This is a genomic window from Meiothermus sp., assembly GCF_025060375.1.
Classification (GTDB): Bacteria; Deinococcota; Deinococci; order Deinococcales; family Thermaceae; genus Meiothermus.
Genome location: NZ_JANXCG010000021.1, coordinates 13,651 through 26,463, shown reverse-complemented (window position 1 = coordinate 26,463; position 12,813 = coordinate 13,651). Strand labels below are relative to the sequence as shown.

The window sequence follows — 12,813 nt, the reverse complement described above, 5'->3', positions numbered from 1 at the left end:
CTCCGCTAAGCTACCGCCGGCGCGCGGACCTCAAAGGTAAGCCCCAGCGGCCCAGGAGCGGCGTAGACGTGTGCCCCGTCGCTCACCTCGCCAGCGAGAATCTTTCCCGCAAGGGGCGTCTCCAGCTCCCGCTGGATGACCCGCTTGAGGGGCCTGGCCCCAAAGACCGGGTCGTAGCCCCGCTGGGCCAGGAAATCCAGGGCCTCCTGGGACAGCTCGAGGGTTATGCGGCGCTCAGCCAGGCGTTTGCGCACCGCCTCGAGCTGAATCTCCACAATGGCCCCAATCTGCTCCTTGGTGAGCGGACGGAAGACCACGATCTCGTCCAGGCGGTTCAGGAACTCCGGGCGGAAGTGCTGCTGCAAGACCCCGAAGACCCGCTCCCGGATGCCCTCGTAGCTCAGTCCGGACTGGATGCCCTCCAGGATGAGGGGGGAGCCAATGTTAGAGGTGAGGATAATGATGGTGTTGCGGAAGTCCACCGTACGGCCCTGCCCGTCGGTCAGGCGGCCGTCATCCAGCACCTGTAGAAGGACGTTGAAGACATCCGGGTGGGCCTTCTCAATCTCGTCAAAGAGCACCACCGAGTAAGGCCGGCGGCGCACCGCCTCGGTCAGCTGTCCGCCCTCCTCGTAGCCCACATAGCCGGGCGGGGCCCCGATCAGCCGGGCCACGGTGTGCTTCTCCTGGTACTCCGACATGTCAATGCGCACCATGTTCTCCTCGGTGTCGAAGAGGCTGGCGGCCAGGGTCTTGGCCAGCTCGGTCTTGCCCACGCCAGTAGGCCCCAGGAAGAGGAAGGAGCCGATGGGCCGGCCGGGGTCCTTGAGGCCCGCCCTGGCCCGGCGGATGGCGTCAGCCACCGCGCGGATGGCCTCGTCCTGCCCCACCACCCGCCGGTGGAGTTCATCCTCGAGGCGCAGGAGCTTCTCCCGCTCACCCTCCATCAGCTTGGCCACGGGGATACCCGTCCAGCGGGAGACAATCGCAGCGATGTCCTCTTCGGTGACCATAGGCCGCACGAACTTGGCGTTCGCCATACGGTCGGAGAGCTCGTTGACCTCCTGCTCGAGCCGGGGCAGCTCGCCGTAGCGGAGCTGGGCCGCCTTGTTCAGGTCGTAGGCCCGCTCAGCCTGCTCAATCTGGGTACGGACCTCGTCTAGGCGCTGCTGGGCCGCGCGGAGCCTCTGCATCACCTCGCGCTCGGCCTCCCACTCGGCCTGCTGTTTCTTAATCTCGGCCTCGAGTTCGGCAATTTCCTTTTCCAGATCAGCGAGCCTAAGCTTGCTCTCAGCGTCGGTCTCCTTCTTCAGGGCCTCGCGCTCGATCTCGAGCTGGAGCTTGCGACGGTTCAGGGCATCAATGCTCTCAGGGGAGGACTCCAGGGCCATCCTGAGCCGGGCCGCCGCCTCATCCACCAGGTCGATGGCCTTGTCGGGCAGCTTGCGGTCGGCGATGTAGCGGTGGGAGAGCTGGGCCGCGGCAATCAGGGCCGGGTCGGAGATGCGCACCCCGTGGTGCACCTCGTACTTCTCCTTGATGCCCCTGAGGATGCTTACCGTCTCCTCCACCGTGGGCTCGTCCACAAAAACCGGCTGGAAGCGACGCTCCAGGGCTGGGTCCTTCTCTATCTCGCGGTACTCGTCCAGGGTGGTTGCGCCAATCAGGTGCAGCTCGCCCCGGGCCAAAGCGGGTTTGAGCATGTTGCCCGCGTCTACGGCACCCTCGGCCTTGCCCGCCCCCACCACGGTGTGGAGCTCATCGATGAAAAGGATAATCTGCCCCGCGCTCCCTACGGTCTCCTGGATGACCGCCTTGAGCCTTTCCTCGAACTCGCCGCGGTACTTGGCCCCGGCCAGAAGCGAGCCCATCTGCAGGCTCACGATGCGCTTGCCCTTGAGCCCCTCAGGCACGTCGCCCTTTACGATGCGCTGGGCTAGCCCCTCCACCACCGCGGTCTTGCCCACCCCCGGCTCGCCAATCAGCACCGGGTTGTTCTTGGTGCGGCGCAGGAGAATCTGGATGACCCGCCGGATTTCCTCGTCGCGCCCGATAACCGGGTCCAGCTTGCCCTGCTCGGCCTGGCGGGTCAGGTCGAGGCCGTACTGCTCCAGGGCGTTGTAGGTGCCTTCGGCATGTTCCGAGTTCACGCTGCGTCCTCCTCTCACCTCGAGCAAAGCCCGGCGGACCCCCTGGGCCTGCAGTCCCCCATATCCCGTCTCGGCCAGGGCCAGCAGCAGGGTGTCCAGGGCCACGTAGCGGTCCTTGAGCTCCTCCGCAAGCTTCTCGGCGCGGGAAAACAGCGAGGCCAAGCGGCCCGACAGGTACTGGCCGCCCTCACTGCCCGAGACCTTGGGCAGCCGGCCCAGCTCGCTCTGGGCCGCCTGGTAGACGCTTCTGGGGTTCTGCCCGGCCCTGGTCACAATCTGCGCCGCCAGCCCGGCCGCATCCCGCAACAGCACCGCGGCCAGGTGGGGCAGGTCAATCTGGGAGTGGGCGAACTCCCGCGCCAGCACCTGGCTCTGCGCGATGGCCTGACGGGCCTGCTCGGTGTAGCGCTCGAGATTCATACCACCCTTATTATGAAAGTTGAGTCTTTCATTGTCAATATTGGCCCTATACCGGCCGGCGGACAACCGAAAGGGCGGCCCGCAGGTCGTCCTCGCTAAAGGGCTTGGGGATGTGGGCGACCCGGGCCCCTCGAGCCCAAAACCCCCGGGGAGGATGCTCGGCGATAACCCAGAGGGGAAGGAAACGACCTGCCGGAAGGGCCCGCAACCCACGCACCTTCGCCCCCAGGTCCTCCCCCTCGAGCAGCACCCCACCCACCTGGTGTCCCTCCAGAATCCGCCGTGCCCCCTCCAGGTCCGAGGCCAGCGCCACCCGGTAGCGCTGGCGCTCCAGGGCTACCAGAAGCAACCGGCGTATCAGGCTAGAGTCCGCCATGACCAGAATCAGCGGGTCCTGCGGGCGCACCTCGGCTTCGGTTAGGATACCCCGGCTTTTCAGCTCGTGGAGCAGGTGGTAGACCTGCTCCTCGGGCAGGTCGCAGGCCAGGGCCACCGAGCGGGCCCGCCGAAGCCCGTCCACTGCCCCCAGCACTGCCCAGGCCTCAGGGGAAAGGGGGTGGCGGGTAGGGTCGCCCACCAGCCTGAGCACCGCGTCCGGCTCTACCCGTCCCCTGGCCCACTCGTCCAGGCGGCGCAGGGCTTCCATCAGCAGGGTGCCCGTATCGGCCACCCCGGGCAGCAGCACCTGCGAGGCGTCGGGGGGCAGAGGAAGGGCCAGAATTTCCCCCTCGCTCTGGGCCAGCAAGGTGGCCAGGCCCTCCAGTATCTGGGCGTGCAAGGCCTCGGCCAGCTCATCCTCGCCAATCATTCCCAGCTGCAGGGCCAGCACCCCCAGGGGGGTGCCGGGGTTCTCCCGGGCTTGCCGGCGCACCAGTTCTTGAACCTGCTCCAGAGCCAGGTAGTCAAAGCGCACCAGGTACTCGCCCAAGTGGGGGCCAGGGTGGGTCTGCACATAGGCGATTCTTCCCTCCCGCATGTGGATACGGCCCGTGAGGCGGGGGCAGGTCAGGTGAACCACCGCGCTCCTGCGGGCCCCCTCGAGGGCCCTAAGCAGGTCGCCCAGCTCTATTTCACCCAGCCTAGCCCGCAGCACCGCTCCCTCCCCCCATGGTAGCCGCCCACGCGGGAGCGAGGGTCGGGTCCTTAGCCCTCCAGCAGGCGGCTCCTCTCCGGGAGGGGGTAGCCAAGGTGGCGGTAGGCCCGCTCGGTGGCCTGGCGCCCCCGCGGGGTACGCTTCAGGAGGCCAAGCTGTATCAGGAAGGGCTCGTGGACCCCCTCCAGGGTCTCGGGGTCTTCGGACAGGGCCGTGGCCAGGGTCTCCAGGCCCACCGGCCCGCCTGAGAAGCGCTCGATTAGGGTTTGGAGAATCAGCCGGTCCCGGACCTCCAAACCCAGCGCATCCAACCCCAGCGCGTCCAGCGCCTCTCGGGTCCGCTCCACCCCCACCACCCGCTCTCCCGCTACCTCAGCAAAGTCGCGCACCCGCCGGAAAAGCCGCTTGGCGATGCGCATGGTGCCCCGGCTGCGCCGGCCTATTTCCAAAGCCGCCTCGGGCTCAATCTGCAGGCCCAGCAGGGCCGCATCCCGGGCGATGCCCTGGGCCAGCTCGTCCTCGGTGTAGTACTCCAGGTGCTCGATGATGCCAAAACGGCTGCGCAGGGGCCCGGAAATGAGGCCAGGCCGGGTGGTGGCCCCAATCAAGGTGAAGCGGGGCAGGTCCAGCCGCAGGGTGCGAGCGGCCGGCCCTGTGCCGATTACGATGTCTATCTTGAAGTCCTCCAGGGCTGGGTAGAGGTGTTCCTCCGCGGCCTTGGAAAGGCGGTGAATTTCGTCTATGAAGAGAATATCACCGTCCTCCAGGCTGTTGGTGAGGATAGCCGCCAGGTCCCCCGGCTTCTCTATGGCCGGGCCGCTGGTTACCCGAATGTTTACCCCCAGCTCATAGGCCACCACGTGGGCCAAGGTGGTCTTGCCCAACCCGGGCGGACCGAAAAGCAGCAGGTGGTCTAGGGCCTCACCCCGGTTTTTGGCCGCCTCCAGGTAGACCCGCAGCTTCTCCTTGAGCCGGGTCTGCCCCACGTACTCGTCCAGGCTTTTGGGTCTTAGGGTGAAGTCCGCTTCCACAGCCCTCATCATAGGCCCGGCTTTCCCGGCCCGCCTAGGCTCAAGGACAGAGGGTCCAGACCGAGTCGCGGTTCAGGTGGAGGGTACGGGCAAAGCGCAGGTGACCGGGCTGACCCGGCTGGGTTCCCTCCGCCCGCAGCTCATAGCGCCCCTCGCGAAGGCTGGGGAAGAGCTTGCTCCCCCGAACGATCCCCGCAAACTCCCCGTTGATGTAGAAAAACACCGCCTGGTTGGGCCCGGTGCACTGGTTTTGTACCAGCAGATCGAAGCGCCGGGGCTCGGTTAGGCCGGGGGCACAGGCCGAAAATATCGGCAACAGGAGCAGGTAAAAGCGCCTCATCCAGTGGGTCATACCTCGAGCCTCCCCGAAATGCATGAGGGACCCGGGCCATGGAACCCCACGGGGGCCCGGCATAGACTGGACCCATGCTCTTCGACCGACTGCAGCTAGAAGCCCTGGAGGACCGGACGCTCTCCCCCTATGCGGTGCGCTCGAGCCAGACCCGCGGTCGGGCCTACCCCGAACCCGAGTCGGCGTACAGAACCCCCTTCCAAAAAGACCGGGACCGGGTCAACCACACCACCGCCTTCCGCCGCCTCCAGTACAAAACCCAGGTCTTCGTGAACTTTGAGGGCGACTACTACCGCACCCGTCTGACCCACACCCTGGAAGTGGCCCAGGTGGCCCGCTCCATCGCGCGCGCACTGGGGCTTAACCTGGAGCTTACCGAGACCATCGCCTTCGCCCACGACCTGGGCCACCCCCCCTTTGGGCACGCCGGCGAGGCGGTGCTCAACGAGCTGATGCAGGGGCATGGGGGGTTTGACCACAACAAGCAGTCCCTGCGCATCGTAACCCACCTGGAGGAACGCTACCCCGGCTTCCGCGGCCTAAACCTGTGCTGGGAAAGCCGCGAAGGCATCATCAAACACGAAACCCGCTACGACCTGCCCGACGCCCAGGGATACGAACCGCACCTGAGGCCGAGCCTGGAAGCCCAGATTGTGAACCTGGCCGACGAAATTGCCTACAACGCCCACGACCTTGACGACGGCCTCCGCTCAGGGCTGCTGCAACCGGGGCAGCTTTCGGAGGTGGAGCTTCTGAAGGACCTGATGCGTGAGCTCGAGCTAAGGCCCGAGCGCTTTGACGAGCTTAGCCGACGGACCCTGGTCCGTGAGCTTCTAGGCCTCCTCATCACCGATACCATCCAGGCCACCCACAAGCTTTTGGTGGAGAACCGGATTGAAAGCTTGCAAGCCGTGCGGCAGCACAGCGGACCGCTGGCCGGCTATTCCAGCCAGCTCGCCCGGCAGCTTGAGGAGCTAAGGGAGTTTCTCTACACCCACTTCTACCGCCACTACTACGTGGTGCGGCAGGTGGGCAAGTCGCGCTTCGTGCTGGAGAAGCTCTTTGAGGCCTATACCCACGACCCCAAGGTTCTGCCCCCCCAGGTGCAGCGAGCTGCTGAAAGCGAGGGAATCCATCGGGCAGCCTGCGATTACATTGCGGGCATGACCGACCGATTTGCCCTGGACGAATACGCCCGCCTGTTCGAACCGGAGTTCTACCGCTAATGTTCAACAAACCTGCTTCAGGTCGGCCTCGGTAACCAACCGCCCCTGACCCCCCACAGCGGTCGCGGCCAACGAGCCCGCCAGGTTCCCCAGCCGGGCCGCGGTGAAGGGGTCTTTGCCTTGCAGGATGGCGTGCGCAAAAGCCGCAGTGAAGGCGTCTCCTGAGCCGGTGGTGTCCACCACCTCCTCCAGCGGGTAGGGCTCAACGAGTTCCTGGCGGGTAGGGGTGACCACAATTGAGCCCAGCGCACCCACCTTGACCACAGCGGTATTCAGGCCAAGGGCCTCCAACCGCTGCAACCCCTCGCTGATGGAGCCTGCGCCGGTGAGGGTAAGGAGCTCCACCTGGTTCATGAGCAGGTAGGGCACGCCCCGCAGAATATCCAGCAACTCCCGCCCTGCAGCCCGCACCGCACCGGTGCCCAGGTCCGCAAAAATGGGCAGCTCGCGCTTGCGCGCCGCGTCCAGCACGTTGATGGCGTACTGGCGCTGGGGCCCCCCCACGAAGGCGTAGGCCGACAGCACCACCGCATCCACCTGGTCGAGCATCCGGCCCTTGAACTCCGCCGCATCCAGGTACCGGCTGGCCCCTCCAGCCGAAACCATGGAGCGTTCACCTCCTGGAAGCAGCAGGATGAGCACCGAGGAGGTGGTCTGCTCGGGATCTACCTGGAGGTACTTCAGGTCCACCCCCACCTGCTCGAGCTGCGACAAGGCCACGCTTCTAAAGGGGTCGTTCCCCACCCGGCTGGCCAGGTAAACCTTGTTGCCCAGGCTGGCCAGGTGGGCGGCCAAGGTGCCCCCTGCCCCTCCTGGCTTCATCAAGGCTCGCTGCGCTGGTATCTCCTCGCCGGGATCGGGGATTCGCTCAAGAAAATAGATCAGGTCTACCGATACATCCCCCACAACAAAAAACCGCATCTCGGCCACCTAGCCTTTCTACCACCCAAAGGATTTACCACAATTTACGCCGCAGTTTACGGACCTTCACTAGCCTACCCTGGATACATGAGAAATCGCTATCAAAGTAGGCTAACTGATTTTAGCCAACAGCAGCTCAAACTGCGCCAGGCTCAGGGCCTCTGCCCGCACCTTGGGAGGAAGCCCCAGGGCCTGGAGGGCCTGAACCACCCTGCCCGGGTCGTAGCCTCCGGCCCTTAGGGCGTTCACCAGGGTCTTGCGCCTTTGGGCAAAAGCCTTCTCTATCAGGCAAAAGAGGGCCGGGTGATCAGGGCGGGTGTTTGGCCAGAGAACGACCGCCGAGCTCGTCACCTTGGGGGCCGGAAAGAAGGCCGAGGGCGGTAGGTCAAACAGCCGCTCGGCTCGAGCGTGGTACTGCACCCGCAGGGAGAACAGGCCATAGGCGGGAGTAGCCGGAGGCGCGGTCATCCGCAGGGCCACCTCCTTTTGGACCAGCACCACCATCTGACGGAAGCGGCCTACCCGCAGCAGCTCGGTGATGAGGGGGGTGGCGATGTTATAGGGCAGGTTGGCAGCAAAGAGGCTGTTTCGCGGAAGGCTTTGCCAGTTGAAGCGAAGTGCATCCTCCCAGTGCAGCTCCACCGCCAGGCCAGCCAGGGTCTCCGCGTACACGGGCTCCAGCCGCCGGTCCATCTCAACGGCCACCACCTTGGCTCCGGCTTCGGCCAGGGCACGGGTCAGGGTGCCCAAACCGGGGCCTACTTCCCAAACCGTCTCCCCCGGCTGAAACCTAAGGGCCTCCACGATTCGCTTCAGGTAGGCGGCTTCCACCAGAAAGTTCTGGCCCAAGCGCCTGTCCGCCCAAAGCCCGTAACGGGCCAGCAGGTCGCGCACCGTTGCTGGGGAGGCAAGGTTCACGAAATGGAAGCCCCCGAAGCGGGGATACGGACAATCTCCCAGTCTAAGCGGTCCTCGTCTAGGAGGAGCTCGAGGTACTGGTCCTGGTCAAGGGCATCGATAAGGGCTAGTTTATCCTTGACCAAGATGCCGTTTCTCATCACGGTATGCCCATAAACCCCAAAGCGGTAGCCCATCCGCTCCACATAGTCAGTGTTGTGGAGCCACCACTCCTTGGGTTCCCGGCTGCTGTAGAACAGCTCATCGTAGGTCTGCAACCAGGGCACCGGACCCACGTGGGCGAAGTTTACCCCATACAGATTCAGCTCCTTGGGAAAGGTCTGAAACCAGCTCTTAATCTCCTGGGGAAGCTCTACCCCCCCAAGCTCAGGGTGGAACTCCCGGTGCTCGAGCTGGGCGTTGCCCAAGACCATCTCCCCGGTCAGCACCGCGTGGTCGTGGTTTCCCAAAAGGACGGTGACATACTCAGGAGCAGCCTCCTGAAAACGCTTGATGCGTATCAGCTCCCGGATCTGAGCCTTGGCCGCTGTCCGCAGGTGGTGGGGATTGAAAGGGTCGTAGTCCTCCAGGCCAGTCAACCGGCGGTAGTCGGCAAGCAGCTTGGGGTGCACCAGATCGCCCATTAGGACCACCCGGTAAACCCCTCGCCGCAAGGGATCGGAGGGCAGCCAATCTTCCCCTACCGCATAGGAGTTTTTCAGGGCTCGCCAAAGCTTGGGGAATTCGGCATGCAGGTCGCCAATGGCAATTACCTTTATCACGGCATCCCTTACGAAGTGCTTCCCTTCAGCAAAGCCCTTAGCTCCCCGTAGAGCCTGCGGGTTTCCTCGGGGTGCTTCCCGTAACCGCCGTACTTCACCACAATCTGGGCGGCCTGTCTGCCCAGGCCAGCCTGCTTTAGCCGCTCCAACAGGCGGTCTATAAGGACCTGGGGCTCGAGCTTCTCCGAAGAAGGCCCTGAGGCACCCTCCGGCAGGGTTTGAGGAGCGCCCTCCAACTCCCGGTCAACCCAACGCCTCTCTCCTGCTAAAAACCGCCCCACGCCAAACTTGAGCGCAGCCTGCCTCAAGGCATCGGCGAAAGCGGCCTGCAGACTCTCGCCCTCCCCCACATCCTCCTTGGAAACCCCCTGGATGGTGAGCCTGCACTTCACCGCGTAGCGCCCGCCCACCCCCGGGACCTGGAGCAGCTCATAGTGGTCCTGCCAGCCCTGAGGGCCCAACACCTCGTCCAGGCGATCCAGAACGGCCTGCACATCCACGCAGCGAGCCAGCAACACGCGCTTACCATCCTTGGAAACAGCCTCCACCCGCCAGCTCAGGTCCTCCGGTGGGAAAGGCTCACCCAACATCTGCCACAACTCATCCATTAGGGCGTATTTTAGCAGGAAGCCGCATCTCCGGGCGAAATATCGAGCTACACAGCACCCACCCGGCCTCGAAGCTCCTCGTTGGGCAGACCAAGGACAAAGCCTAAAGAGACCAGCACAAACAGAGCAGCGTAGAGAAATATATCCCGCTCCGCATTGGTAATACCCTGGCTCAAAGCCCCGTGAAGCTTGCGCTTGGTCTCCTCAAGCTGCTCCACCAACCGCTGCGGCACCTCCTCCAGGGCCTTCTTCTCGGCAGACCGCAAGCTCTCATGAAGGGCCTGCTCGGCTTTTTCCAAAGCGGCGGCCTGGGCTTTCCGCAAACCCTCTCGCAGCGAGGCTAGAGCCTGATCAAGGGCCCGGGCCTGGGCTTGCTCCAGTTCGGTCCGAATTTGGGCAATGGCCTGCTGGGTCGCTACAGCCGCAACCCGGGCTGCCTGGGCTTCCAAAGCCGCCTGTACCTGGGCCAGCACCATCGGCCGGGCTTCAGCGGGGGGCGGGTTATCCAACAAACCCCGAAGCGAATCCAAGCCAGGAGTCGCCTGAAGAGCTCGCTTTGCCTGCTCATCGCCCTGCAAAGCAGCCTCAAACCGGCTCAGCGTTTCCCGAAACCGGGCCCGTACCTGAGCCGCTACCCCGCCTTGGGGAATCCGGCCCTTGAACTCGCTAGGAATCCGGGGGTCCTGCTGCACAGCCTGATAGGCCTGGGCATCTCCATTTATAGCTGCGACGAGGCGCTGCTCGAGGGAACGGAACTGCGCAGGTATACCCCCTTTCACCAACCTGGCCTTGTACTCCTCCGGCAGGTTTGGGTCCCGCATCAGCTCCGCATAGGCCTCCTCGTCCCCCCTCAGCGCAGCCACCATCAGCCGCTCCATCCGGGCAAACTGCGCAGGTATACCCCCTTTCACCAAACTCTCTTTAGCCTGCGGGGGCACCTCGGAATCCCGCATCAAGGCCTCGTAGGCTAGGGTATCGCCCTTGAGGGCGGCCACAATCTGGGTCTCAAGCCTTGCGAACTGCTCATCCAGGTTCAGGCCAGCGGCCCCCTCGCTGCGCTTGACCAACGCCCCGGGCTTGCATGAGGCGTTCTCTGGGAAAACCTTACAGGTCTCTGCGGTCAGGTGATGGGTCAGCACCGTGCCCAATAGGGCAATACCAATGGTAGAACCAATCTGGCGCATAAGCTGGGTAAAAGCCGTGGCCGAACCCAACCGCTCGGTGGGCACGTTGTTCTGGGCAGCAAGCTGCAAGAGCGACTGCGCTGGGCCCAACCCAAGCCCCAACAAGAAGAAAAACAACACCGCCAGCCAAAGGGGGGTCTCTACGCTAAGCAAGAAGTGCAGGGCCAGGAAGGTCGCCAACAGCCAGATCGTGCCCAGCAACAAAAGGGGCTTGAAGCGACCCATCCGCCCCGAAAGCAACCCACTGGTGCTGGCCCCAAGCACCACCCCTAGGGTGAGGGGCAGCACCGTCAAGCCCGAAGCTGAGGCCGAAACCCCCTTTACCACCTGCAAATAAAGCGGAAGGAAAGCCACCGCTCCTAAAAAGGCCGGGCCAAAGAAAAAGGTTGCCGCCGAGGCTAGGCTAAAAGTACGCACCCGCAAAAGGGAGAGGTCGAAAAGCGGGTTTGGCTGGCAATTTTGCGACCAAACCCAAAGGGCCAAGGACAAGGCGCTCAGGACAAAAAGCCCCAGGATGGGAGCGCTCAGCCAAGGATAGGTGCTCCCTCCCCAGGAAAAAGCCAGCATTAGGGGAACAGTCCACAACGCCAGCAGGAAAGCCCCCAGGAAGTCAAAGCGCTCCCGGCGCTCTGGAGAAAGACGCGGCATGTAGCGCAGAATAAAGGCAAGCGCCACCGCTCCTACCGGCATGTTGATGTAGAACACCCAGTGCCAGGAAAGGTGGTCAGTGAGCACCCCCCCAAGCCAGGGCCCCACCGCGCTACTCACCCCAAAGACGGCCCCGAAAAGCCCCCCCACCCGGCCCCGTTCCCGCGGCGGGAAGAGCACCGCAATGGTGGTCAGGGCCAAGGCGAAAAGCGCCCCCCCACCAATGCCCTGCAAGCCACGAAAAGCAATAAGTTCGGGCATGTTTTGGGCCAGACCGCACAGGGCCGAACCCATCAGGAATACCACAATAGCCACAAGCAAAACTGCCTTTCGGCTGAACAGCTCGGTCAGTCGGCCAAAAATAGGCGCGGACACCGTGGAAGCCAGAAGGTAGGCGGTGGTGACCCATGCGTAAAGCTCCGTGCCATCGAGGTCGGCGATAATTCTGGGGAGAGCGGTAGAAACGATGGTCTGGTCTAGGGCAGCCAGAAACAACCCAAGCAGTATGCCAATTAGGGTCAGCCGCCTTTGTTGAGCAAAGCGTTCGTCGGGAACCTGGGGTATCGTTTTCATGGTTGCTCCCTTGGGGCCTGGGCATCCTCAGGCTGGGCCAGAACCTCCAGCCACTCAGCAAACCGGCGACGCTCTCCGGGGGCCAGCCGGTTGAGCCGGCGCTCCATGGCCTGGAGGATGTGTTTCCGGCTTTCCTCCAGAAGAAAGCGCCCCCGCTCGGTAAGCTCAAAGCGGTAGCGGCGCAAGTCGGTGGGGTCAAGCGAGCGCGTGACCAAGCCAGCCTGCTCGAGCCGCCTGAGCATCTGGCTAACGGTGGGAGCCGGTATCTGCATGGCCCGCACGGCTTCGGTAGGGTATCGGTGTCGCTCAATCTCGGCCAACAACCAGGGGTCGGTGGGTGCCAAACCCAGGCGTTCCAAGTGAGGTGTCACCTCCTCCCGCAGCTCCCGGGTCAACTTCCACAAATGGGTGAGGATGCCCCAGGTCATACTGGGGGTAATATATTTCCAAAACAAACTATTGTCAAGAAAAACTTTTCACTCTTGAGACGCAACCCCCAACCCTTCGGTTGCCCCAGGCAGAACCGCCGGTTAGTCTGATAGCAAGATGTCGGTATCAAAACCCAAAGACCTCCAAGCGGTCAGCAAGGCCCTTCCCCGTCTTCCCCAGGTTCAAAGGGCCTCCGAACTGCTGAAAGCCATTGCCGATCCCACCCGGATGCGCATCCTCTCAGCGTTGCAACTGGGGGAGCTGTGCGTATCGGAAATCTCCAAGGTGGTCGGGATGAGCGAGTCGGCGGTTTCCCACCAGCTTCGGGTGCTGCGGAACACCCGGCTGGTGGCCGGCCGCAGGGAAGGTCGGTCGGTCCACTACCGCCTGGCCGACGCCCACGTGCGGGCAATCCTTCAAGCCGCGCTCGAGCACGCCAGCGAGTAGCCCTCGCAAGAGGATAGAGCGCTCTCAAACACTTGAACATACGTTCATATAT

General features: G+C 63.8%; 12 protein-coding genes. 2 read left to right on the top strand and 10 right to left on the bottom strand.

Annotated features, from left to right (window positions below; all coding sequences use genetic code 11):
* Positions 1-5: 5 nt before the first annotated feature.
* The 4 genes from clpB to NZ849_RS03055 are packed head-to-tail and all read right to left on the bottom strand — an operon-like array spanning position 6 to position 5,046.
* Positions 6-2,570, bottom strand: a complete 2,565-nt coding sequence (gene clpB, locus NZ849_RS03070; protein ID WP_295404002.1) for an ATP-dependent chaperone ClpB — start codon at positions 2,568-2,570, stop codon at positions 6-8.
* A 46-nt stretch (positions 2,571-2,616) separates the two neighbouring features.
* Positions 2,617-3,663, bottom strand: a complete 1,047-nt coding sequence (locus NZ849_RS03065) for a response regulator (protein ID WP_295403999.1) — start codon at positions 3,661-3,663, stop codon at positions 2,617-2,619.
* A gap of 50 nt (positions 3,664-3,713) precedes the next feature.
* A complete protein-coding gene (gene ruvB, locus NZ849_RS03060; RefSeq protein ID WP_295403996.1) occupies positions 3,714-4,706 on the bottom strand; it encodes a Holliday junction branch migration DNA helicase RuvB in 993 nt (330 codons plus the stop codon).
* 28 nt (positions 4,707-4,734) lie between these two features.
* Entirely contained in the window at positions 4,735-5,046 is a 312-nt protein-coding gene (locus NZ849_RS03055; RefSeq protein WP_295403993.1) for a hypothetical protein, read from the bottom strand.
* 74 nt (positions 5,047-5,120) lie between these two features.
* Between NZ849_RS03055 and NZ849_RS03050 the strand changes: the two genes are divergently transcribed.
* Entirely contained in the window at positions 5,121-6,272 is a 1,152-nt protein-coding gene (locus NZ849_RS03050) for a deoxyguanosinetriphosphate triphosphohydrolase (RefSeq protein WP_295403990.1), read from the top strand.
* A 3-nt stretch (positions 6,273-6,275) separates the two neighbouring features.
* On the opposite strand, the gene NZ849_RS03045 is transcribed toward NZ849_RS03050, so the two are convergent.
* The 6 genes from NZ849_RS03045 to NZ849_RS03020 all read right to left on the bottom strand — a co-directional run bounded on the left by NZ849_RS03045 (position 6,276) and on the right by NZ849_RS03020 (position 12,313).
* Positions 6,276-7,193: a carbohydrate kinase family protein gene (locus NZ849_RS03045; protein ID WP_295403988.1), complete on the bottom strand. Its 918-nt coding sequence runs from the start codon at positions 7,191-7,193 to the stop codon at positions 6,276-6,278.
* A gap of 111 nt (positions 7,194-7,304) precedes the next feature.
* Positions 7,305-8,111 carry a 16S rRNA (adenine(1518)-N(6)/adenine(1519)-N(6))-dimethyltransferase RsmA gene (gene rsmA, locus NZ849_RS03040; RefSeq protein WP_295403985.1) on the bottom strand — a complete coding sequence of 269 codons (807 nt, stop codon included), beginning with the start codon at positions 8,109-8,111 and terminating at the stop codon, positions 7,305-7,307.
* Positions 8,108-8,869 (bottom strand): metallophosphoesterase, encoded by a 762-nt coding sequence (locus tag NZ849_RS03035; protein ID WP_295404104.1) that lies wholly within the window; start codon positions 8,867-8,869, stop codon positions 8,108-8,110. The genes rsmA and NZ849_RS03035 overlap by 4 nt, the downstream gene beginning before the upstream one ends.
* A gap of 11 nt (positions 8,870-8,880) precedes the next feature.
* Entirely contained in the window at positions 8,881-9,480 is a 600-nt protein-coding gene (locus NZ849_RS03030) for a Rad52/Rad22 family DNA repair protein (protein WP_295403982.1), read from the bottom strand.
* 47 nt (positions 9,481-9,527) lie between these two features.
* Positions 9,528-11,885: an MDR family MFS transporter gene (locus NZ849_RS03025; protein WP_295403979.1), complete on the bottom strand. Its 2,358-nt coding sequence runs from the start codon at positions 11,883-11,885 to the stop codon at positions 9,528-9,530.
* Positions 11,882-12,313 carry a MarR family transcriptional regulator gene (locus NZ849_RS03020; RefSeq protein WP_295403976.1) on the bottom strand — a complete coding sequence of 144 codons (432 nt, stop codon included), beginning with the start codon at positions 12,311-12,313 and terminating at the stop codon, positions 11,882-11,884. The genes NZ849_RS03025 and NZ849_RS03020 overlap by 4 nt, the downstream gene beginning before the upstream one ends.
* 118 nt (positions 12,314-12,431) lie before the next feature.
* Between NZ849_RS03020 and NZ849_RS03015 the strand changes: the two genes are divergently transcribed.
* A complete protein-coding gene (locus tag NZ849_RS03015; RefSeq protein WP_295403973.1) occupies positions 12,432-12,761 on the top strand; it encodes a helix-turn-helix transcriptional regulator in 330 nt (109 codons plus the stop codon).
* The last annotated feature ends 52 nt before the right edge of the window (positions 12,762-12,813 follow it).

Coding starts and splice junctions, on each gene's coding strand:
- clpB (WP_295404002.1), bottom strand. CDS start 2,570: ATGAATCTCGAGCGCTACACCGAGCAGGCCCGTCAGGCCATCGCGCAG.
- ruvB (WP_295403996.1), bottom strand. CDS start 4,706: ATGATGAGGGCTGTGGAAGCGGACTTCACCCTAAGACCCAAAAGCCTG.
- NZ849_RS03055 (WP_295403993.1), bottom strand. CDS start 5,046: ATGACCCACTGGATGAGGCGCTTTTACCTGCTCCTGTTGCCGATATTT.
- NZ849_RS03050 (WP_295403990.1), top strand. CDS start 5,121: ATGCTCTTCGACCGACTGCAGCTAGAAGCCCTGGAGGACCGGACGCTC.
- NZ849_RS03045 (WP_295403988.1), bottom strand. CDS start 7,193: ATGCGGTTTTTTGTTGTGGGGGATGTATCGGTAGACCTGATCTATTTT.
- NZ849_RS03030 (WP_295403982.1), bottom strand. CDS start 9,480: ATGGATGAGTTGTGGCAGATGTTGGGTGAGCCTTTCCCACCGGAGGAC.
- NZ849_RS03025 (WP_295403979.1), bottom strand. CDS start 11,885: ATGAAAACGATACCCCAGGTTCCCGACGAACGCTTTGCTCAACAAAGG.
- NZ849_RS03020 (WP_295403976.1), bottom strand. CDS start 12,313: ATGACCTGGGGCATCCTCACCCATTTGTGGAAGTTGACCCGGGAGCTG.
- NZ849_RS03015 (WP_295403973.1), top strand. CDS start 12,432: ATGTCGGTATCAAAACCCAAAGACCTCCAAGCGGTCAGCAAGGCCCTT.